23 protein-coding genes are annotated in these 21,615 nt (G+C 60.7%); 6 read left to right on the forward strand and 17 right to left on the reverse strand.

The features are described 5' to 3' along the window. Positions 1-32 precede the first annotated feature (32 nt). The 9 genes from SBC1_RS22120 to SBC1_RS22160 form a co-directional block, all read right to left on the reverse strand. Positions 33-386 (reverse strand): RidA family protein, encoded by a 354-nt coding sequence (locus SBC1_RS22120; protein WP_089161796.1) that lies wholly within the window; start codon positions 384-386, stop codon positions 33-35. Positions 387-446: 60 nt separating this feature from the next. Next, a complete protein-coding gene (locus tag SBC1_RS22125; RefSeq protein ID WP_241202236.1) occupies positions 447-1,583 on the reverse strand; it encodes an FAD-binding oxidoreductase in 1,137 nt (378 codons plus the stop codon). Further along, the gene (locus SBC1_RS22130; RefSeq protein WP_165096217.1) at positions 1,576-2,970 is read right to left on the reverse strand and encodes an NAD(P)/FAD-dependent oxidoreductase; all 1,395 of its coding nucleotides are present in this window, start codon (positions 2,968-2,970) and stop codon (positions 1,576-1,578) included. Before SBC1_RS22130 ends, SBC1_RS22125 begins: the two co-directional genes overlap by 8 nt. Next, on the reverse strand, positions 2,960-3,331 hold the full coding sequence (locus tag SBC1_RS22135; RefSeq protein ID WP_165096212.1) for a (2Fe-2S)-binding protein: 372 nt from the start codon (positions 3,329-3,331) through the stop codon (positions 2,960-2,962). Before SBC1_RS22135 ends, SBC1_RS22130 begins: the two co-directional genes overlap by 11 nt. Positions 3,332-3,442: 111 nt before the next feature. Further along, positions 3,443-4,585, reverse strand: a complete 1,143-nt coding sequence (locus SBC1_RS22140; RefSeq protein ID WP_165096209.1) for an FAD-binding oxidoreductase — start codon at positions 4,583-4,585, stop codon at positions 3,443-3,445. Next, on the reverse strand, positions 4,582-5,379 hold the full coding sequence (locus SBC1_RS22145) for an ABC transporter permease (protein WP_165096206.1): 798 nt from the start codon (positions 5,377-5,379) through the stop codon (positions 4,582-4,584). Before SBC1_RS22145 ends, SBC1_RS22140 begins: the two co-directional genes overlap by 4 nt. Positions 5,380-5,392: 13 nt before the next feature. Next, positions 5,393-6,265, reverse strand: a complete 873-nt coding sequence (locus tag SBC1_RS22150; RefSeq protein WP_165096202.1) for an ABC transporter permease — start codon at positions 6,263-6,265, stop codon at positions 5,393-5,395. Next, entirely contained in the window at positions 6,252-7,331 is a 1,080-nt protein-coding gene (locus SBC1_RS22155) for an ABC transporter ATP-binding protein (protein WP_165096198.1), read from the reverse strand. The genes SBC1_RS22150 and SBC1_RS22155 overlap by 14 nt, the downstream gene beginning before the upstream one ends. A 61-nt stretch (positions 7,332-7,392) precedes the next feature. Then, the gene (locus SBC1_RS22160; RefSeq protein WP_165096194.1) at positions 7,393-8,472 is read right to left on the reverse strand and encodes an ABC transporter substrate-binding protein; all 1,080 of its coding nucleotides are present in this window, start codon (positions 8,470-8,472) and stop codon (positions 7,393-7,395) included. A gap of 134 nt (positions 8,473-8,606) precedes the next feature. On the opposite strand from SBC1_RS22160, the gene SBC1_RS22165 reads away from it, so the two are divergent. After that, positions 8,607-9,530: a LysR substrate-binding domain-containing protein gene (locus SBC1_RS22165; RefSeq protein WP_165096189.1), complete on the forward strand. Its 924-nt coding sequence runs from the start codon at positions 8,607-8,609 to the stop codon at positions 9,528-9,530. A 19-nt stretch (positions 9,531-9,549) separates the two neighbouring features. Here SBC1_RS22165 and SBC1_RS22170 read toward each other — a convergent pair whose 3' ends face one another. Both SBC1_RS22170 and SBC1_RS22175 read right to left on the reverse strand, forming a co-directional pair. Then, complete coding sequence (locus SBC1_RS22170) at positions 9,550-10,092, reverse strand: ureidoglycolate lyase (RefSeq protein ID WP_165096186.1); 543 nt, start codon at positions 10,090-10,092, stop codon at positions 9,550-9,552. Further along, a complete protein-coding gene (locus tag SBC1_RS22175; protein WP_165096183.1) occupies positions 10,082-11,071 on the reverse strand; it encodes a LysR family transcriptional regulator in 990 nt (329 codons plus the stop codon). The genes SBC1_RS22170 and SBC1_RS22175 overlap by 11 nt, the downstream gene beginning before the upstream one ends. A 216-nt stretch (positions 11,072-11,287) precedes the next feature. Between SBC1_RS22175 and SBC1_RS22180 the strand changes: the two genes are divergently transcribed. Then, positions 11,288-11,980 (forward strand): DUF2848 domain-containing protein, encoded by a 693-nt coding sequence (locus tag SBC1_RS22180; protein ID WP_165096180.1) that lies wholly within the window; start codon positions 11,288-11,290, stop codon positions 11,978-11,980. 250 nt (positions 11,981-12,230) lie between these two features. Next, on the forward strand, positions 12,231-13,328 hold the full coding sequence (locus SBC1_RS22185; protein ID WP_241202259.1) for a branched-chain amino acid ABC transporter substrate-binding protein: 1,098 nt from the start codon (positions 12,231-12,233) through the stop codon (positions 13,326-13,328). Between the two features lie 65 nt (positions 13,329-13,393). On the opposite strand, the gene SBC1_RS22190 is transcribed toward SBC1_RS22185, so the two are convergent. The 6 genes from SBC1_RS22190 to SBC1_RS22215 form a co-directional block, all read right to left on the reverse strand. Continuing rightward, entirely contained in the window at positions 13,394-14,542 is a 1,149-nt protein-coding gene (locus SBC1_RS22190; RefSeq protein ID WP_165096175.1) for a porin, read from the reverse strand. Positions 14,543-14,714: 172 nt separating this feature from the next. Next, on the reverse strand, positions 14,715-15,539 hold the full coding sequence (locus SBC1_RS22195) for a glycine betaine/L-proline ABC transporter ATP-binding protein (RefSeq protein ID WP_051888135.1): 825 nt from the start codon (positions 15,537-15,539) through the stop codon (positions 14,715-14,717). A gap of 34 nt (positions 15,540-15,573) precedes the next feature. After that, on the reverse strand, positions 15,574-16,521 hold the full coding sequence (locus SBC1_RS22200; RefSeq protein WP_370469659.1) for an ABC transporter permease: 948 nt from the start codon (positions 16,519-16,521) through the stop codon (positions 15,574-15,576). A 59-nt stretch (positions 16,522-16,580) separates the two neighbouring features. Further along, complete coding sequence (locus SBC1_RS22205) at positions 16,581-17,618, reverse strand: ABC transporter substrate-binding protein (protein ID WP_165096169.1); 1,038 nt, start codon at positions 17,616-17,618, stop codon at positions 16,581-16,583. 61 nt (positions 17,619-17,679) lie between these two features. Next, complete coding sequence (locus SBC1_RS22210; protein WP_165096166.1) at positions 17,680-18,906, reverse strand: Xaa-Pro peptidase family protein; 1,227 nt, start codon at positions 18,904-18,906, stop codon at positions 17,680-17,682. Positions 18,907-18,936: 30 nt separating this feature from the next. Continuing rightward, positions 18,937-19,824 (reverse strand): hypothetical protein, encoded by an 888-nt coding sequence (locus SBC1_RS22215; protein WP_165096162.1) that lies wholly within the window; start codon positions 19,822-19,824, stop codon positions 18,937-18,939. Between the two features lie 117 nt (positions 19,825-19,941). On the opposite strand from SBC1_RS22215, the gene SBC1_RS22220 reads away from it, so the two are divergent. From SBC1_RS22220 to SBC1_RS22230, 3 genes are all read left to right on the forward strand, one after another. Next, positions 19,942-20,844, forward strand: a complete 903-nt coding sequence (locus SBC1_RS22220; protein ID WP_165096159.1) for a LysR substrate-binding domain-containing protein — start codon at positions 19,942-19,944, stop codon at positions 20,842-20,844. A gap of 126 nt (positions 20,845-20,970) precedes the next feature. Next, the gene (locus SBC1_RS22225; RefSeq protein ID WP_165096154.1) at positions 20,971-21,168 is read left to right on the forward strand and encodes a type II toxin-antitoxin system VapB family antitoxin; all 198 of its coding nucleotides are present in this window, start codon (positions 20,971-20,973) and stop codon (positions 21,166-21,168) included. Beyond that, complete coding sequence (locus tag SBC1_RS22230) at positions 21,165-21,536, forward strand: type II toxin-antitoxin system VapC family toxin (protein WP_165096149.1); 372 nt, start codon at positions 21,165-21,167, stop codon at positions 21,534-21,536. Before SBC1_RS22225 ends, SBC1_RS22230 begins: the two co-directional genes overlap by 4 nt. The last annotated feature ends 79 nt before the right edge of the window (positions 21,537-21,615 follow it).

Genomic DNA, 21,615 nt, shown 5'->3' on the forward strand with positions numbered 1-21,615 from the left:
TCGGCTGACGCTCCTATCTTTGGCCTGCGAAATCACGCCAGCGCAGTCACTGTGATCTCAACCAGCAGATCCGGCGCGGCCAGCTTGGACTCCACCGTCGCGCGTGTCGGCGCGCAACCCGGTGCGACCCATGCGTCCCACACTTCGTTCATGCCCGCGAAGTCGCGGCCAATATCCGCCAGCCAGACCTGCGCCGACACCAGCCGCGTTTTATCGATACCCGCCTGCGCGAGATAGCCGTCGATCTTCGCAAGAACCTGTTGCGTCTGACCTTTCACATCGAGCGTACGATCATTCGACGTTTGTCCGCCGACAAACACCAGCCCTGCAGCCTTCACAACACGGCTCATCCGTTGATTGGTTTCGATCCTGACGATATCATTCATAAGTATTCCTTGTTTATTTAAAATAACCATCAAACAGCATGGCACAAACATGTGTCATCTCTATGCCGCCGAAACACCCTTGAACCGGTCGATGGCAAACGCATCCAGCGGCAACGACGCTACGCCGTCCAGCACCAACTCGGACACCAGCTTCCCACATCCCGGCCCAAGCTGAAATCCGCTGCCGCAATATCCGAACGAATAGGTCAAATTCGACGCACGCCGGCTTGTCGAGATCACCGGCAGCGAGTCGTCGGTGAATGCTTCCACACCGGCCCATGCTCGATTGATCCCGAGATTGCGCAAGTGCGGAAACAAATCGACTACCGTATTCGCGCTCTTCACCAGCCGCGCGAAATCGACTTCTCCATGACGACCTGGCAAGTCCGCAATCCCGATCAGCTTGCCGCCAATAACAACAGTGCCGTTATCGAATTGCTTGAACGACAGAGGCCGTCCCGTTGCACCCAGCGTTGCGCGGCAGAACGGTGCGGCCCGATGCGTGACCATCAGCATCAGCCCTTCAGGGTGAACCGGCACCGGCTCGCCAACTTGTTGCGAGAGTTCGCCCGACCACGCCCCGGCGGTGACCACCAGCTTTGCGGCTGAGAAAACGCCCGATGGCGTATGCGCGAACCAGCGCTCGCCCTTCTGTTCAATGCGCGTGACCGGCGTGCCTTCATGGAACACGGCCCCATGTCGCTCCGCTGCCAGCCGAAACGCAGTGGTCGTCCTGAACGGCAAAGCGTAACCATCGCGTTCGACCCAAATGCCGCCGGTCACATGTGGCGCGATCGCCGGCTCCAACTCGAGCACGGTCTCACGGTCGATGATTTTCTCATGCGTGAAACCATGCGCTTCGAGCAGCGCCACACGTTCGCGGCATTCATCGAGCTCGGCTTCGGTCTCCGCAATCTTCAACTGGCCCGACGCCACGAAACCAGCGTCGTCACCAATTGTATCGACCATGTTGTGCCAGATCTCCCGCGACATCAGCGCCAGAGGAATCTCCGGCAATGGCCGTCCAAGCGTACGCACGCCGCCTGCATTGACGCCCGATGCATGGCGGCCGACGTAATCGGCTTCCAGCACGGTCACACTCACCCCGCGGCGTGCGATATGGAATGCGCTGCTCGATCCATGCAGGCCACCGCCAATAACCAGCACGTCCGACTCATTGGCTACGGGCTTATTCACCGGCCAGTTCTCCAAGCGTGAGCGGTTTGATCGGCGGACGGATGCGGTAGTAGCCCACGGTTTCAGGAGGCACGCTACGCGCATCCGCGATCACTTCGGTCACGGTCAATCCGCACAGGCGACCTTGACATGGACCCATGCCGCATCGACCGAAGGACTTCGCCTGGTTCGGCCCAAGACAGCCGAGCTTCACGAAATTCCGGAGTTCGCCGGCAGTCACTTCCTCGCAGCGGCACACGATCACCTCGTCCTTCGGCACACGATTTTCATCGCGTGGTCTGTAAAGACTGTCGAGGAAAGGACGAATGCGCATGACCTCAGCCAGCCGGCGAAGCAGCGGCGCGGCGCTACGATTACGCGCGGCGGTATCAATCGCGCCAAGCTGCGCAGCAATCGCCAAAGCCGTCACTTCGCCTTGCGTCTCTGCTGCCTGCGCGCCGCCAATGCCGCCGCCATCGCCTGCGACGAAGATGCCCGGGACATCGAGCTCGCCCCATTGATCGGTGACGGGCGCGAAGCACAACTGCGCTTCATCCCACTTGTGCGCGGCCCTAAGCGAAAGCGTGAACTGCGTATTCGGCACCACGCCCTGATGCAGCAGGATCACGTTCGCCTCGATCCGATGCGACACGCCGCGCACGGAAAAATTCAAAGCGCGCGCCCGTTCGGAGCCGTCTTCATCGATACCGCTTTCCACCCGAAGGTCGTCGGCCGCTTCATGCATCGGCACGCTTGCTTCGCGCAAGGTGCGCATCAATTGCAGGCCTTTGCTCAAGTAAGGCCACGCACGCAAAGCGGACAACATGTGGCGCTTCGCGCGCCAGCGGTCCTCGTGACGCGTGGTATCCACGAGCGCGCGAATGGATACACCCGCGCGAACATACTGCCAGCCGAGCAGGTAAAGGAGCGGCCCACAGCCGACGAGTATCGGCGGTTCGGCCGGCACTTCGCCCGCACTTTTCAGCAGGATCTGCGCGGCACCGGCGGTCATCACGCCGGGCAGGGTCCAGCCGGGAATCGGGAACGGCCGTTCGAGCGCACCGGTCGCCAGCACCACGCGCCGGGCCTCGAAGCTGCTTACCTTGCCGTCCTTGAGGTAGTGCACCGACCGCTCGCGGGTGACTTGCCAGACCGACGCATTGGGCACATAACGCGCGCCGGAGCGGGCGAACTCGCTAGCCAACGAAGCACCGGCTGCATAGTCCGCGCCGAGAATGTTGCGGCGTTGCGCGTCGCTACGTTCGATTGCGCGATAGATCTGTCCGCCCACCGCTTCCTGTTCATCGAGAAGGACCACGGACAGCCCCGCTCTTGCAGCTTGCGTCGCAGCGGCGAGCCCGGCGGGTCCGGCGCCGATCACAGCGACATCGACGGTATCAACGGCCATGAGCGTTCTCCAACGGGTTCAGATCCGACAGTGGCGGCAGGTCGCGCGCCCCCTCTTGCGAATGAATACGCATGCCGTCCTGCACCGTGACGAGACAACTCTGCCTGCTCGGCATGCCGTCGATCTCAACCAGGCATTCGAAGCACGCGCCCATCATGCAATACGGCGCACGTGGCGCGCCTGACACGGGCGTCGCGCGAAACCGCTGGACGCCGGCAGCGAGAAGCGCGGCGGCAACCGAGCGTCCTCCCGGCACGCTGAGCGGCTGGTCGTTGAACCAGATCTGGAGAATGGCGGCCTCGGCCTGGGCATCGGTGCCGGGGACCGGCGAGAGCACTCTAAATAGCGGTTTTGATGTCATAGTCGGACAGGTCGAAGCAAAGCGGAATGTCGGGGTTCAGGACGCATCGCGGGAAGCGGACGACGGCAACTGCAAGCCGCCGAAGCCAATATAAGCGAGACGTTGAAACGGCTAATGAGCATGACTGGTCGCTTGATCGGCGGCGAGAAAACGGCCGCCCCGGAACGAAGCGAGTTCATCGGGGATCGGACCGCCCTTGATCCATGGGGCGATGCGCATCGCATGCGCTGCCGCCAGCGTCACGCCGCTGTGACACGTCACGACGAACGCGCCCGGATACTGCAGCGATTGTTCGTAGATCGGGAAGCCGTCCGGGCTGTAGACACGCAGAGCAGCCCACGTGCGTACCAGCCTCACGTTCTTCAATAAGGGGAACGCACGCACCCCGCGCCTCGCGATGGTCGAGAGCACGTCGGCGGTGGTGAAGTCGTTGTAGCCGACCTCTTCCATGGAGTCGCCGAACTGCACCGAGCCTTCATCGGTCTGGCGCACATTGATGGTCGGGTAATGCAGGAACGGCGCGACACGCTCGCTGACCAGCACCTGCCCGCGATTCGGCGCAACCGGCGCATGCAGGCCCACCTGGGCGCTGAGCGCACGGTTGCCAAGGCCTGCTGACAAGACAACTTTGGGCGCGCGCCACACAGCGTTCTTGCCGTGCACGGCGAAGCCGTTCGTCTCGGGAACAATGCGCCCGATGTCTTCGCCATTGATGAGCGTCACGCCGCGCCGCTGCATGGCGTCGTGCAGCGCGCGCAGCAGCTTGAGCGGATTCACATGGCCGTCCATGGGCGTATAACTCGCGCCGATCACTTCAGGTCCGACAGCGGGCAGACGTTCACGCAACTCCCGCGCATCAAGCAATTCATAGGGATACTCGCCGCCAAGTTCTGCCTGCAACGTGGACAGGCGTTTCTCACGCTCGGCCATTTCTTCGTCGGAGAAACATAGGTGGAAACCGCCCGGCTGCTTCAGCGATACATCGATACCGGTTTCCTCTAGCAGTGCTGCGGCAAGCCCCGGCCACAGCCGCGACGAACTGCGCGACCAGCGTGCATAGGGTGACAGACCGTAGCCCTTGCCCTGCACCCACACCAGCCCGAAATTGCCGCGCGATGCGCGAAAGCCGCCGTCTCCCTGGTCCAGCACCGTGACCTTCGCTCCCTCGCGCGCCAGCCCGTAGGCCACCGCGGTTCCCACCAGCCCGCCCCCGACCACCAGCACGTCGGGACTGTCGACTGAATGACCTCTCATCGTGTTTCTCCAATCAGGACGCGGTCCAGACCCACCATCCGGTCGAGCACCAGCATCAGTACGATCGTGCCGGCGATCAACACAGTCGACACGGAGGCCACCAGTGGATCGATCGTCTGCGCGATCTGGTTGTACATCGCGACGGGCAGCGTGGTCGTGCCGGGCGTCGCGACGAAAATGGTCATGGTGAGTTCGTCGAAGCTCTGGATGAACGCCAGCACCCAGCCGCCCGCCACGCCGGTACGGATCATCGGCAACACGACGCGGCGAAAGGCCGTAAAGCGGCTCGCACCACATGACAATGCCGCGCGTTCGGCATCGCGATCAAGACCAATAGCCGATGACAACGCCAGTCGTAACGCGTAGGGCAACACGATAATCACGTGCGTCGCGCAGAGCGCCCAGAACGAACCGCCGAGCCCGAGCAAGCTCAGGAATCGCAGGAACGCGATACCGAGCACGACTGCGGGAATCATCATGGGCGAGAGGAAAAAGCCGGTCAGCGCAGCGCGGCCCGGGAAGCGATAACGGGCGATAGCCAGCGCCGCCGGCAACGCGAGCGCTACCCCAATCGTGGCGGCCACCAGCGCGAGGCGCACCGAGAGCCAGAAGGCATCGACGATCTGGTCGTTGTCCAGGATAGCCCTGAACCAGCGCAGCGACGCGCCGTCGAACGGCATCGAGATGAAACCCTTGTTGGTGAACGAGACCGCGATCACGACCACCAGCGGCGCTGCGATGAACGTGAGGAACAGCGCGTTGAACAGAAGGCCCAGGAATCCGTTTTGTTTCATGGCGTCTCCCGGTTCAATCGAAGATGTGCTTGAAGCGACGCTCTGCAAGGCGACTACAGCCCAGCACGATTGCCACGTTGGCAATAAGCAGCAGGACGGCGATTGTCGCCCCCAAAGGCCAGTTGAGCGTGCCGAGGAATTCGTCGTACGCAGCGGTCGCGACCACTTTGAGACGTCGCCCGCCGATCAACGAGGGCGTAGCAAATGCCGATGCGGACAGCGCGAATACGATGATCGATCCAGACAAGATACCCGGCAGGATCTGCGGCAGCACCACACGCCGGAATACGCGGAACGGAGAAGCGCCCATCGACCGGCCGGCCCATTCCACCTGCGGATCCAGCTTCTGCAACGTCGCCCATACCGACATCACCATGAAGGGCACCAGCACGTGCGTCAGCGCGATCACAACCCCGGTCATGGTAAATACGAGGCGGATAGGCTCCGACGTAATGTGAAGCGCCAGCAACGCATTGTTCAGTACTCCGTTATTACCAAGCAATATCTGCCAGCCGAGCGTACGCACGACGACCGATATCAACAGCGGACCGAGCACGACGAGCAGGCAGACGGACTGCCACGGACGTTTCATCCGCGCGAGCACGATGGTCTCGGGCACGCCAAGCAAGATGCAGAGGAAGGTCACTCCGAACGCCATTCCTGCGGTGCGGGCGAAGATTGCGCCGTAGTAGGGATCGGTGACGACTTCGAGGTAGTTGCGCCACGTGTAGGTCGCGAGCGTGCCCTGGCTGTCGCTGAATACGTGGAAGGACAACACAAGCGTCAACAGCAGCGGCACCAGCAGCAGGCTGCCGAACAACAGCAACGCGGGGGCGGACAGGAGCCACGGGGCAGCGCCCGCGCGATCGTGGTCAAGCGTGGCCATGGTGCCCCTCCTTCTGAAGCACACGCAAGTCGTCATCCGACCACGCGACGCCGACCTCCGCGCCTTCATCGGGCGGGGGCGCGCCGTTGTTCGGCTGGGCCACGCTCAGTTGCCCAAGACCGGTATCGATCAGCAGAAGCCACTGGTTGCCGGTGAACACACGCGTGGTAATGCGGCCGGTGGCGCGAACGCCTGCTGTATCCACAGTCGCGAGATGAACCTTCTCCGGCCGGATATACACGTTCACCTCGCCCTGCACATGACGCCCTTCGTGCGGCACCTTGAGCGTGGTGCCCGCTACATCGACTTCGGCACAGCGCGCGTTGCGGCACAGTACCGCGCCGGGCAGCAGATTGGTCTTGCCCAGGAATGCCGATGCAAACGGCGTCTCCGGCCGCTCGTACGCTTCGAACGGCGTACTCAACTGCGCGATCGTGCCGCGATGCATCACCGCAATGCGATCGCTCATCGTCATGGCCTCGACCTGATCGTGCGTGACAAGAATGGTCGTGATACCGAGGCGCTTTTGAATCGACCGCAATTCGATGTGCATTTCCTCGCGCAGCTTGGCGTCGAGATTGGACATCGGTTCATCGAGCAACAGTAGTTCGGGGCGCATCGCGAGCGCGCGGGCGATCGCCACGCGTTGCCGCTGACCACCCGACAACTCTTTCGGATAGCGAGCGCCCAGTCCGTTCAAACGCACGAGATCGAGTGCTTCGGCTACGCGCTCGGCGCGTGCCGCGCGTTTCATGTTGCGCATCTCAAGGCCGAAACCGACGTTGCCGTTCACGGTCATATGCGGAAACAACGCATAGCTCTGGAACACGACGCCCATGCCACGCTTCTCCGGCCGTTCATGCGTGATGTCGCGGCCATCGAGCAGGATGGTGCCGGTGCTCGGCGTGACAAAACCCGCGATCATCTGCAAGGTCGTTGTCTTGCCGCAACCGGATGGGCCGAGCAGCGACAGGAACTCACCACGCTCAACGTCAAGGTCGATCTGTTCGATCGCGGTGAAGTCGCCGTAGTGCTTCGAGATGCCTTTTAGGGTCAGAAAGCTCATGTGCGTCCGTGGGTGAGAGTCGGCGTGCGGTCTATCCGGTCCGTGCAATTCAGCGTGCAGTTCACCGCTCCACGCTGCGATTCCAGCGTTCGGTCCACTCGGTCCGGTGCTGGTTGATCGTCGTCCAGTCCATTGCGACCAGCTTCGAAATCTGCTCGGGACCATATGGCACGCGCGCCGCCACTTCCGGCGTCAACTGCACGGTCTTGTTGACCGGGCCGAGGCCAATCGCCTGCGCCTGGATCATCTGCACTTGCGGGCTCAACAGATACTGGATGAACTGCTGCGACAAAGCAGGCTGCGCGTTCTCGGCCATCGCGCAAGCGCCGACCTGCAGCGCAACGCCGCCCTCTTTCGGGTAAAAGAACTTCAGCGGGAAACCGGTATTTTGCAGCGCAACAGCGCGGCCGCTTCCATACGGCGCGAGAATCACGTCGCCGCTTTGCATCAAGCCGTCCATCTCACCCGGCGTCGGCGCCCACGAGAGCACATCCGGCGCGACCTGCTTGGTCATCGCGGTGAAACCCGGGTCGATGTTCTTCTCGCCACCGCCATTCATGCGCGCCAGCATGACAAGCGTATGCAGTCCGTAAGTGTTGGTGATAGGCGGCATGCCGAGCTTGCCCTTCAGGCGTTTGTCGTACAGCACGCTCCAGGAATCCGGCGCGGGCAGTCCCATCTTCTTGAAGGCGTCCGCGTTATAGCCAATCCCTGTCGCGACCATGCCAACACCCACCGCGGTGGGGCCAAGACGCGCAAGCGGATACAGGTCCTTCATCACCGGCGCGTCCTCGACCTTCGCGCACAAACCCATTTGCATCGCCTGGTACATCGGGCCGTCATCCATCACCGCGACGTTGATCTGCTGATGCCCTTTTTGCGCCTGCAATTTCGCTAGCGTGTCGCTGGAATTACCGGCAACGTAGACGATCTTGACGTCGTGCGCTTTCTCGAACGGCGGCATGATCTTCTCGCGATACATGGTCTCGTTCGAGCCGCCGACGTTCGCCACATACAGCGTGGTTTCAGCGTGTGCCAGCAGAGATCCCGACAACGCCCCTGCACAGCCAAGCGCAGCCAGCAGTGGCCGCAGATACGAACGAGAAGACGACGAGCAAGGGGTTTGCTGCAGTTGTTTCATGTGCGATTCTCCAGACTATGCAGGGCGGACGCTCAAGGAATGTGGTCAGGCGAAATTATTTTGTTCGCCGCAAGGCATATCGTCCAATACGAATAAAATAACTATCCATACAAGGGTGATATGGGTTTCGTTCAATGAATCTTAAGCACATAGAGGCATTCCGGGCGGTCATGCTGGCGGGTTCGATGACCGCGGCGGCCAAGGAATTGTTCACGTCTCAGCCCAATATCAGCCGCCTGATCACGCAACTTGAACGCGAAACCGGGCTCTTGCTGTTTCTGCGCAGCGGCGTCCGCCTGATTCCGACCAGCGAGGGGAACGCGTTTTTTCGTGAAGTTGAACGCGCGTATGTCGGCCTCCAGGGGCTGACTAATGCGGCGGCCCAGATCAAGAATTTGGGAACCGGTCGATTGCGCATTGCAGCAATGCCGTCTGCGGGATTGACGCTCGTGCCGCATGCGATCCAACGCTTCCAGGCCTTGCATCCGGAAGTCACCATCTCGCTGCACGTGAACACCTCAGGCACCGTCAATCATTGGACGAGTTCGCAATTCTGCGATCTTGGGGTCGCGGTTTATACGAGCGAAGCGTCCAACTGCGAGATCGAGTTGTTATCGAAGGTAGCGGCGGTCTGTGTATTGCCGGCAGGTCATCGGCTGGCGAAGAAAGCGACGCTCAAGCCCAAGGATCTTCATGGCGAGCGGTTTGTATCCTTGTGCCACGGCGACGGCACGCGCGCGCAAATGGACGAGGCCTTCGAACGCGCGGGCGTCGAACGGGTGCTCGCTATTGAAGCGCAATACTCCGCGATCTGTTGCGAGATGGTTCGCTGCGGCATGGGCGTGACGCTGGCCCATCCCATTGTTGCGCAGGACTTTGCCGGTCCAGCGATCGCGATCCGGCCGTTCACGCCGGCGGTCATGTTTCCGACTTATCTGCTATTTCCACCGCATCAGCCGCGGGCGCGTTTGACGCTTGAGTTCGTCGAGGTACTGCGGAAAACACATGACGAGCAATTGGCGGCGATGGAAAAACCTGAGAGGTTGAAGCGCGCTTGAGTGAACGTGGTCCCGGCGGTTACTGACCCACCAGCTTATGCGTCGGAATCGGTTTGATTGCGCTCTCGCATGCGGGCGCTCCGGTCTCCAGATGGACCACCAGGTCGTAGGTCGTCGAGCGACGGGTAAGCATCAGGCACGTCGACTCGCCATGAAGCACCCGGGTCGCGTGCCAGCAGTGCGGCCGCATGCAGACACCCTCGCCCTGCGGCACCCAAAACGCGCGCAGCGACTCCATATTTGGTTGGCCACCCTCGGTGCTCGTTGCAACGATCTGAATCACTGGCCCGGTCAGCGGCACGATGGCTTGCTGCGTGAGCCAATGGGCTTCGAGGCTTGCAACCGTTTCGTCAGCGTTCCTGTACTTCACCCACAGGACTTCAGTCTCGCCGGCCACGCCGGTATCGAAGAGATGTTCGCGCCAGAAATCCGACGCCGGACTGGTGTACGCGGGAGCGTGGCCATCGCTTTTAAGCGGTTTGCCCAACATCCAGCCATACGCGTCGAAGGCCTCGGCGCTGAGCGGTTGAATCGTGAGAGAAGGATAGGAGTCAGTAGGCATTTTTCGGCAAGGCGTCTGGATTTATCGGGGGGCTTGACGGTGAAATCGGCGTATCAGCTGTGTTGGGGAGCAGCGCGAAATCAGGGCCGTTGGCGAGGCTGAAATCGCGCACGACCTGCAACGCGAGGCGCGTAATGGACTCGCACAGCAGGCTGTCCGGACTGCGCCTGAACGCGGCAACGAGCGGGAGCGCCGGAACGCGGTGCGTTACCTGCAGCAATTGCAGGCGACCCGACTGCAACTCGTGCATGACAAAAGCAGTCGGCAGCACGGCTATGCCGAACCCATCGATGACAAGACGGATGATCGCCGCCACGGACGAGACGCAGTTGATCTGGACGGTGGTCTCGCCGCTCGCTGCGAACAACTCAGTGAGAAAACCATGCGGCGCCGAATGCCGCGCAAAACTGACGATGGGAAACGCGGCCAGTTCAGCCTCCGAGAGCGCTTCAGCCGATAGATTCAATGAAGGGCTCGCCACCCATTGCATGGGGAGCGTCCCAAGCGGAATGTTGACCGCGTCGCTGCCGGTGACGTTTGTGGTCAGCAACGCGACGTCGACATTGCCGTTGATGAGATGCCCGGACAGATTAGCTGTCGTGTCCGACGTAAGTTCGATCGTCAGGTTCGGGTATTCCTCCCGCACCCGCTTCAGCAGATTCGGCAACCATGTATGCACGACCGACTCGATCACCCCCAGCCGCAGCAACCCCGAGACCTTGGAGCGGTCGCTCACGCTTGCGAGCATGTCGCGGTTCAGCTTAAGGATTTGCTCCGCGAACGCCAGCGCCTTGGTGCCTTCCTGCGTGAGCGTCACATCGCGTGGTCCGCGGTCGAACAGACGCACGCCAAACTCCTGCTCGAGCGCAGATATCCGGCTGGAGATGGCGGCCTGGGTCGCGTGCAGGTGCTCGGCCGTCATCCGGAAATTGCGCAGCTTGGCGAGCCATACAAACGTTTCGAGAAAGCGGACATTCATGGCGCACCCCGGCTGATGCGTTGCGTGACAGAGCTGAGGAAGCTGACGAAGCGGCGGGCGGCGAGCATCGACCGAATCATTCCCGTGAGTTTATCGCCGGAAGACTGCCCGCGTGACAAGAAAAAGTGACCACATGAGTCCACATTTACTTGTTGGACTTCGCCGCGCCCTTCTTCAAGACTGTCATTCATTGAATCCAACCGGTGAAAAGTTTTGATGAAAACACTCGAATGCGGGATAGATAATGGCGCGGGTATCACGGTTATCGAGGTAACGGTGAGCCGCCTGGTCATCGCCGGCTGGGCGGGGCGTGACGCGCGCGACGTCGAGCACCATATCCACGAGCTGGAAGCACTTGGCGTCAAACGCCCGGCGTCGGTGCCAACGTTCTACGAAATCGCGCCAGCGTTGCTGACGACCGAGGACGCAATCGACGTGGTGGGCGCGCACTCATCCGGCGAGGTCGAGGTCGTGCTGATCCAGACCGCGAACGATGGCTTGCTCGTCGGCATAGGGTCCGATCATACGGATCGCCGGGTGGAAAGCTATGACGTCGCGGTATCGAAGCAGATGTGCGCCAAGCCGTTAAGCGCTGCGCTCTGGCGTTACGCCGATATTGCCCCTCACTGGGATTCGCTGATCGCGCGCAGTTGGCGAATCGACGGTGACGCCGACCCCTTGCTGTACCAGGAAGGCACGCTCGCCCGCTTGCTGCATCCGGACGAGTTAATTGAACGAGGTTTCGGCGCGGCCGCCATGCCGCCCGGATCGGCGATGTTCTGCGGCACGCAAGCCGTCCTCGGCGAACTAAGCGCAGGAGCGGGCTATGAGCTCGAACTACATGATCCGGTACTGGGACGCAGCCTCCGGCATCGCTACATGGTCGACGCGCTGACCCACGTTGAATGACAGCGATGATCGAACGCCAGGTTCATTATTCGCGCGACTTCAGCAAGGCATTAGATTTGTTTATTGCCGGCCAACAGAATTAGTCGCTGGACGGGGCAAATTGGCGTTTGAATACTGAGCCTCATTCGCCACCCATGTTGCGGCGCCGCCCTCCGCTCACTCTCCAAGCCCCAAGGATCTGCTCGTGACCTACTCCACCCCACTTCGTTTCTCGCGTCCCGCTTGCTCTGCGCTCGCCGCTGCGGTTCTTCTGGCTGTTAGCGGACCAGGTTTCGCCGCCGATCCGGCCGTCGTCCTGATCGGCCACGCTGCGCCGCTGACCGGGCAGCTTTCCCACATGGGCAAGGACAGCGAAAATGCTGCCCGGCTGGCGATCGACGAGATCAACAGCCAGCACCCCGTGATTGGCGGCAAGCCAGTCAAATTCCAGCTCGACTCGCAGGACGACGCCGCCGATCCCCGCACCGGCACGCAGGTCGCGCAAAAGCTGGTGGACGACGGCGTGGTGGCTGTTGTGGGCGACATCAATTCGGGCGTCTCGATCCCCGCGTCGAAGATCTACAGCGAAGCTGGCATCGTGCAGATTTCGCAAGGTTCGACCAACCCCACGTACACGCTGCAGGGATACAAGACCACGTTTCGCGTAGTCGCTACCGACGCGCTGCAGGGACCGGCGCTCGCCCATTACGCGCTCGATTCGCTGCATGCGAAGCGGATTGCGATCATCGACGACTCCACGGCCTACGGCCAGGGACTCGCCGATGAATTCGAAAAGGCCGCGAAAGCGAATGGCGGCACGATCGTCACACGCGAACAGACCAACGATAAGGCAACCGATTTTCGCGCGATCCTGACAAAGATAAAAGGCTTGCGTCCCGACGTCATCATGTACGGCGGTTCGGACGCCACCGCCGGGCCATTGGCCAAGCAGGCGGGCAATCTCGGGATAACAGCGAAGGTACTGGGCGGCGACGGCGCATGCACGGAGAAGATGATCGATCTGGCCGGCGACGCGATCGGCAATGTGACATGCTCAGAGGCGGGCCTTGCGCTCTCGAAGATGCCCAAGGGACAGGACTTCGAAAAACGCTATACAGCACGCTTCAATACGCCGATCGATGCGTATGCGCCGTTCACCTATGACGCCGTCTACGTGATCTACAACGCGATGAAACGCGCCGACTCGACCGATCACGCCAAAGTGCTTGCCGCGATGCCATCGACTCGGTATGACGGCGTGATCGGCCGCATTGCGTTCGATCCGCATGGCGATCTCAAGGACGCAGCCATCACGATCTATCAGTTCAAGGACAAGAAGAAAACCGTGATGGATGTCATCAAGATGTGAAGGCTGCTGCGGGCGTGAAGTTCATTGTCCCCGGGCAACGGCTGTCGCCCGGGAACACGCCGCGATCAGAACGCGTGACGTATCGCGAGCCGCACGACAACCTGCTTCGACGTGGACGAAGCATCCGCTGCACCGGGCACGTAGGCCTGATCCAGGGCGGTCCCGGTGCTGTCGCCGCCGACGGACTGGAAAGCAGCCTGGGCGTAGACATCGGTTCGCTTGGACAGCAGGTAGTCGGCCATCAATCCGGCCGACTGATAGTTCGGATGCGTGGTGCCGGTGCTGGCATTATCGGTAGCACGTGTATAGACATACTGCGCGCCGACAAAAAACGCCGGGGTGAATTGATACTTGCCGTTGATCTCGAAGTTGTTGAACTTGAGCGACGATATTGACCCGCCAGCCGGCACGATCGACCCCGAGATATAGGTGGTGGAAGTCGGGTCGGCCATGTTGGAGTTGGTGTACGCAAAGCCGACCGTGGCATTGCCCATGGTGTAGTTGATGCCCGCCCCGAAAATGCGAAGGCGCTGCGCGAGGAAGTTCTGGTCGGTCGTCGCAATGGCGCCGCTCGTCGTGCCGGATGGGTTATCCGAGTTCAAATAGGCAGCCGCGATCAGCAAACCGCCGTAGGTGTATTGCGCGCCCACGCTCATTAGCCGGTTGTCGGCAAAACCCCCAGCCACATTACTGAACCCGTACATGCCGCCGAACTGGAAACCGGCCCATGCCGGACTCGTGTATTTCACCGTGTTGTTCACGCGGAATGAATTGTCGGTATTGTCGTTATCGTACGGGTGCGCAAACAGATAACCCGCCCAGTTTCCGTTCGCCGTTGTCTGCGCAAGAAAATCGACTACGGAATCATATTGCCGGCCCAACGTAACCGTTCCGTATGTGGCATCGCTAATGCCCACGAAAGCCTGCCGGCCGAATTCAAGTCCGCCCTGGCCTAGTCGCCCGTTATTCAGATTGAAGCCATTTTCAAGGGTGAAAATTGCTTTGACGCCCCCGCCCAGATCTTCGCCGCCCTTCAATCCCCAGCGGCTGCCCTGCGCATAACCGCTCTGCATTTCATAGGCTTTATTGCCGTTGACGTTATTCGTATAGTCGAACCCTTCGTCAATAACGCCATACAGCGTCACGCTGCTTTGGGCATGCGCGCCCGCGACGAACAGGCATGACAAAGTCATGCAGATTGCTTGCTTTTTCATTGATGGCTCCAAAACCATGGACCCGGCGTATCGCCGGCGTAGACCTGCTTTTTTTATGACGCTTCTTTTATGCCGCTTCTTTTATTGATCGCCCGGTGTGGGCGTGTGTATCCAGGACCCTTGTTAAGGGCCCTGTTCTGCACTCAGTCAATCGCGTTAACTGATCCAGGAGTTACGCGACTCGTTCGGCGCGCCGCTCGACAAACCGCCGGACATAGTCGTTCGCGGGGAAACGCACAATGTCTTCGGGCGTGCCTTGCTGCACGAGTTCGCCATCGCGCAGAATCGCGATCTGCGTGCCCAGCCGCAACGCTTCATCCAGGTCGTGCGTGATGAAGACAATGGTCTTGTTCAACGTCCTCTGCAACTCAAGCAACTGATCCTGCATCTCGGTTCGGATCAATGGATCAAGTGCCGAAAATGCTTCGTCCATCAGCAGCACTTCCGTGTCGGCCGCCAGCGCACGAGCAAGCCCTACGCGTTGGCGCATCCCGCCCGAAAGCTCGTCTGGGAATTTATCGCCGTAACCATCCAGGCCCACTTTGCCGAGCCAGGTCCGGGCCTTCTGGTTCGCGACATCGTGGCGCTCGCCTCTGACACGCAATGCATACGCTGCGTTCTCCAGCACTGTTGCATGAGGCAACAGACCAAAGTTCTGGAACACCATGCTCACACGATGCCGCCGGAACTCGCGCAGCCCCGCCGCGTTGAGCGACAGGATGTTCTCGCCGTCGATCACGATCTCGCCCGCGCTCGGATCGATCAGCCGGTTGAAGTGGCGTACGAGCGTGGACTTGCCGGAACCGGACAAGCCCATGATCACGAAGATCTGACCCGCCTCAATATTCAGGTTGATGTTGTTGAGGCCGACGTTACAGCCGTTGTCGGCGAGCACGTCCGCCTTCGACGCGCCGTGCCTGAGCATGTCGATAACGCGTGCATGGGTCATCGTCGGCCCGAAGATCTTGTAGACGTTGCTGACTCGGATAGCTGTCATGTTCGCGCTCCGCGCAAGAAGAGGGAATGAGGTTTCAGACCTGACGCGACGCGGTATCGCCCGCCGTTTCCGGCTCGCCAAGACCGGCGCTTCGCGCGCTCTGGCGAGCCTGCACGCGCGCCCTTCTGTCCGCGCTGATCGCCATGCGCGCCCGGCGCTCCTGACCGTAACCCTGCGAGATCCGGTCGATGACAATCGCCAGGATCACAATGGCGATACCCGCCTGCATGCCCTTGCCAACATCGAGTGTCTGAATACCTGCAAGCACGTCTTCGCCCAGGCCACGCGAACCGATCATCGATGCAATCACGACCATGGACAACGACATCATGGTGGTCTGGTTGATACCGGCCATGATGCTTGGCCGCGCGAGCGGCAACTGCACGCCTATCAGCATCTGCCAGCGTGTCGTGCCGAAGGAGCGCGCGGCTTCCGCCACGTCACCGTCCACTTGCCGGATGCCCAGGTCCGTGAGCCGGATCAGCGGCGGCAGCGAATAGATCACCGTGGCGAAGATGGCGGGCACCTTGCCAAGCCCGAAGAGCATCAGCACCGGGATCAGGTACACGAAGCTGGGCAGCGTCTGCATCACGTCGAGCACGGGCAACAGCCCCCGGCGTACCCAGCGGTTCTGCGAGCACAGGATGCCCAGCGGAATGCCCAGCACGATCGACAGTACGGTGGCGACCAGCATCAGCGCGAGCGTCTGCATCAGCTTGTCCCACAGCCCGAACGCGCCAATTGCGTAGAGCAGCAGCACGAACAACGCTGCCAGCGAGAGCTTGCGCGTGGCATGCCATGCGAGCAGACCGGCGAGGATCAGCAGCAGCCACGGCGGCGTGATCCGCAAGCCGCTTTCCAGCGGCACCAGCAGGTATTTCAGCACGACCAGGCTGAACGAGTGGAAGGCATCGCCATAGTTCTGGACCAGCAATGCGACCTTGTCGTTAATCGGGTCGGCAAGCGATAGATGCGGAAAGATGGACGTCATGGTTCACTCGTTCTTGAGAAGGATCGCGCGGAGTGGAAAGGGGCCCGTTTTTAAGTGCCCAGCTTGGCCTGCACCTTGGCCGCTACGTCGGCCGGCACCCAGGTCTTCCACATCTCGGGGTGCGTGCGCAGGAACGTGGTGGCCATGGCGGAGCCGTCGATCTTCTTCGATGTCATTTCAAGAATCGTGCTGTTCAGGAAGTCCATCGGGAAGCTGACCTTCGAGAACATCGCCATGGCTTGCGGTTCGGCTTCGCTGAAGGGGGTCGAGACACCCACTGTCACGTGCGAAACCATATATGACGAAGCACATTGCTTCGTACTGCTTTCATCACGCAAGGTCTTCCAGCAGGCGTCGTTATACGGCGGCATCTTGAGTTCGACGAACTTGTATTTCGCCATCAACGCAGCCGGTCCCCAGTAATAAAACACCAGAGGCTTGCCGCGCTGATACGCCGATTCGATCGATGCATCGAGCGCGGCGCCCGTGCCCGGATGGAAGTTGGTGTATGACGCATCGAGGCCCAGCACCTTGAGCAAACGCGTATTCACGCGTTCGCAGTCCCAGCCAGTCGGGCAGTTCAGGAAACGGCCCTTCTCCGGTTCTTCGTCATCGGCGAACAGGTCCTTGTATTTCGGCAAGTCCGTGACTGAGACAAGGCCCGGCGCGCTGGCCTTGATGTTGCGCGACGCGTCGCCCTTGATCACGTATTCGGGCACGAACCAACCTTCCTTCGTGCCGCCCGGGAGCGTGTCGCCGACCAGTTTCACCTTGCCGGCAGCGACCGCTTTCGACGTGATTTCACTACGGCCGGTCCATTGCTCGGCCCAGACCTGCACGTCGTTGCTTGCCAGCGCGGTCTCGGTGGCGGCCGTGCTGCCGGGCACGACATCCGTGGCGCAGCCGTAGCCCTTTTCAAGGATCTGCCGCAGCACTTCGGTCGCAAACGCGCCGCTTTCCCACGTAATGCCCGCAAAGTGCACGGTCTTGCCCGAACTGCAGAAGGTCCCTGCGGCATGTGCCGTACCAGCGGTAGCCGCAACCACGACCAGCGCAGGCAGAGTAGCTTTGAAGAATCGTTTGAGCATCGTCTTGCACCTATGGGGTTGGTTTGTTATCGATCTTTTAATGACACGTCGCCTGCGAGGATCAGGCAAGCAACCTGGCCTCGAACGGATAATCCGAGAGCAGTTCGACCCGTCCGTCGTCGCGAATGTAGACCTGCTCTTCCAGCTTCACACCCTCGCCGCCTGCCTCGTGTCCAATATAGCTTTCGATACACAGAGTCATGCCCGGCTCGATCACGCCGTCATAACCCTTGGCCTCGTTGTCCTCTCTATGCACGATGTACGGATACTCGCCCGTCATGCCAACGCCATGCGCAAGCGCGAAATAGCGGCGTGCGCGGTATGGCTCGGGAATCTTCCACGCGCGAGCAATGAACTCCTGGAAAGTCGTGCCCGCGCGCACGTTCTCCATGTTCGAATGAATCTGCTCGTACGCAAGCTGGTAGAGATCCTTTTGCGCGGCTGTCGCCTGAACGTCGCCGCACAGGAACGTGCGTGAAAAATCCGCGTAGTAGCCGAAGCGTCCGACCACATCCGTATCAAGCCCGACCAGTTCGCCCGACTGGATCTTGCGCGGGCTGCTTTCCTGGAACCACGGATTGGTGCGTGGCCCCGAACTGATCAGGCGCGTTTCAATGTAGTCGCCATCGGTCGCAATGATGTGCTGATGCAGATGCGACCACAGCTCGTTCTCGCTGATGCCCGGCACCAGTGCCCCTTCCAGCTTGCGCACGCCCTCCTCAGCGGCACGCAGCGAAGCACGGATCATCTTGATCTCGTTGGGCACCTTGATGGCGCGTGCGCGTTCAAGCGGCTCCTGTGCGTCGAAGACCTGATAGCCGCGCGCCTGCAACGCGAACGCCGCGGCGGACGTTGCGCTCTCGATCGCGATGCGCTTGCCGCCGCCGCTTTGTGTCATGAGCTCATCGATCTCGGCTGCCCAGCGCTCGGTAACCTGGCCGAGCATGTCGTCGCAAAAGTAATAGGAAATCGCGGTGGCGGGGCGGACTTCATCGACAGTGTCCAGCCCTTCGGCCAGAAAATCGCAGCCTGCGTATTCGAACAGCACGACCTTGCCTTCCGCCGGGACGAACACATAGCGGGCGGGGTTGCGCATTGAATAGACCTGCATGTTGCGCGAGCCGGTGGCGTAGCGCATGTGGGTCGGGTCGAACAACACAGCGGCGGTAAGATCGCGCTTCTTCAACTCGCGGCGCACGGCAGCCAGCCGGTCGCGTTGAATCTGCGCAATTTCCGCGGCGGTGGGTTCGCAATCTTCAGGAAGATGGGTGGGGCGAATAATCGACATGTGAGCTTTGTATAAGGGTTAATCGACGAGTTAATCGACCAGGCTATCGGCGCGAACGAGCCGTTGCTCGGCTTCCAGATGAGCTTCCGAAACACGGCCATATAACTGGCGCGTCCGTTCAAGCCGTCCGATCACGCCAGGCTTTTGCGAGTACGCGAAGATGGCCGTGTGACGCTCGATTTCGCCCGCTACCTGCGTGACGCGGTGCAGCGAAAAGCGGCCCTTGAACAATTGCAGGTCGCCTGGACGCAAGGTGATGATGTTGATGGCTTCGCGGGTTTCCCCTCGTACCACGCGGCCGACGCCTTCATAGTTCTCGCCTTGCGGCGTGCGAATGTTCGGGCAGTACTCGAAGTCGCCGCCGGCGGTGGGCTGCTGGGTCATCATCGAAACAATGAATTCGTTCGTGTCGTAATGCCACGGCTGCTCGGTGCCGGGCGGCATCACGTTCTGCACCAGACCCGCATACGGATCGGCGTATTCCCACACCCGCGTTTCGCCCAGGCAATCCGCCACGAAACGTTTCATCGCCTGGGCAACATAGATGCGATGCACAATCGCGTCCGCCGGAATCAGGTCACGTGTCACGAAACCGCTGGTACGGTCCATGAAGATGCGGCGCGGGTCAGCGTCGGACAACGTGGGGTCGTCGGCGGTAAAGTAGGCGTTGACCTTACGGGTTGAAAAGTAGGTTTTGGTGGCCAGCTCGCGACCCTCGTTGCGGGCGCGCTCCAGCGCCTCCGGGCGCAGGAAGTCGTGCAGCACGGCGCTGCCGCTCGCAGCCAGTTCGGCGCGGCAGGCCGCCACTAGCTCGTTCAGGCGGGGGCTGTCCGGGTCGTGCAAGGGATAGCGGTCAGTGTTGACGATATCGCTGAGATCCAGGCATTCAGCATCGGCAAGTGAAACAGAGAGAACCACGGCAGGCTCCAAATCGATATTTTGGCGAGTGGATTTACGAGTCGACTTCAACAACAATCTGCGAACAACGGCCCGATCTTTTGGCGGCCAATTTCTTTTGGAAAGCGAGTATTTCCGATGGATTCCATTAGCGAACCCGATTGGTCGAAGATCGCTTCACTCGATGCGGAACTCGTGCGGGCGTTTGTAGTGGTGGCTGAAAGCGGAGGTTTTACAGCGGCGGCGCGCCAGCTTCACCGTACGCAATCGACTATCAGCCTGCGTATCCGGACGCTTGAGGAACGGCTTGGCGCGCACCTGTTCCTGCGCAATAGCCGTCATTTCGCGCTCTCAAGCGACGGCGAGAATTTCCTGATCCATGCGCGGCGAATATTGCAGGTGCAAAACGAGGCGATTGCTTCGCTGACGCGCGGCAGCCGCGGCAATGTGATTCGTTTTGGGCTGCCGGAGGATTATGCGGAACTATGGCTGCCGGAATTGCTGCGGGCGTTTTATGCGTTGCGTCCCGGCGCGCGGCCGCATATTCATTGCCGGACGTCGCTGGAATTGCTGGAGCGGCTGGGTGCGGGTGAGCTCGATCTGGCGCTGGTCGTGCGGCATGGCGAGCGTGCCGGGGGAAAACCCCTGGCGCGTCAGGAGCTGGTGTGGGCAGCGCACCGCGATTTTGTGTTGTGCGCGGATGCGCCGGTGCCGCTCGCGCTCTTCGACGAAAGTTGTACATATCGGCAACGAGGATTGCAGGCGCTGACCGCGATCGGGCGGGACTATCAACTCGTGTACACAAGCCAGAGTCCGACTGGAATCCGCATTGCGGTGAATCATGGTGCAGCGGTGACGATCATCGATCGCCGGACGTTGCCCGCGTGCTGGCGGACCTTCGGCGAATCGGACGGCTTGCCGGTGTTGCCGCCGGCGGAACTGGAGCTTCATATTGCGCCGACCATGCGTAACGAAGCAACGCGCGATCTAAGCGAGTTGATCGAGATGCTGGTGTCGGAGCATAGCGGCGTGATGGCTTAAGGTTGGTTATCGCTAACACTACGAGCTTTGACCACAATCTTCCTTTGAAAAGTGCGGCCCTACGAAAAGGCACATAATATCGCATCTACTGATGCTAAAATTCGTGCTTATCCGAACGGAGGTTTTATGCGCACTACAATAGCTCTCGACGACGATCTCCTCGCGAAAGCCCAAGCTTATACGGGGTTACAGGAAAAATCCGCGTTGGTCCGCGAAGCACTTAAGGCGCTAATTGAACGCGAAAGTGCACGTCGCCTTGCGCGACTTGGCGGCAGTGAACCCAAGTTGTCACCCATCCCCCGTCGGCAATCTTCAAAGGCATGATCCTCGTCGACACGTCGATATGGATCGACCACCTGCGCGCCGGCAATGCCGTTCTAACCGACCTATTACTCTCTGGCCGCGTGTTGACTCATCCTTTTGTTATAGGTGAGTTGGCGCTGGGGAATTTATCGCAAAGCGATCGAGTTCTGGAGAGCTTGTTGAACCTTCCACGCGCGGTGGTCGCAACGCCTGAAGAGACCGTTGACTTCATTAGCAGTGCTGCGCTATCCGGGCTAGGTATCGGCTACGTCGATGCGTCCCTTCTCGCGTCGACCCGTCTGACGCCCGACGCACGCCTATGGACGCGCGACAAGAGACTTCACGCTGCCGCCGACCGACTCGGCAGCAGCGCGACAGTTAGCCATTGATGCCTTGCGGTCCCGACCTGAAAGGCTACATTCCCTGTTCGCTTCAGGCGCCGCCCGTCCCATCGAAACTCACGTTCTT

The sequence above is a fragment of the Caballeronia sp. SBC1 genome, from assembly GCF_011493005.1.
Classification (GTDB): domain Bacteria; phylum Pseudomonadota; class Gammaproteobacteria; order Burkholderiales; family Burkholderiaceae; genus Caballeronia.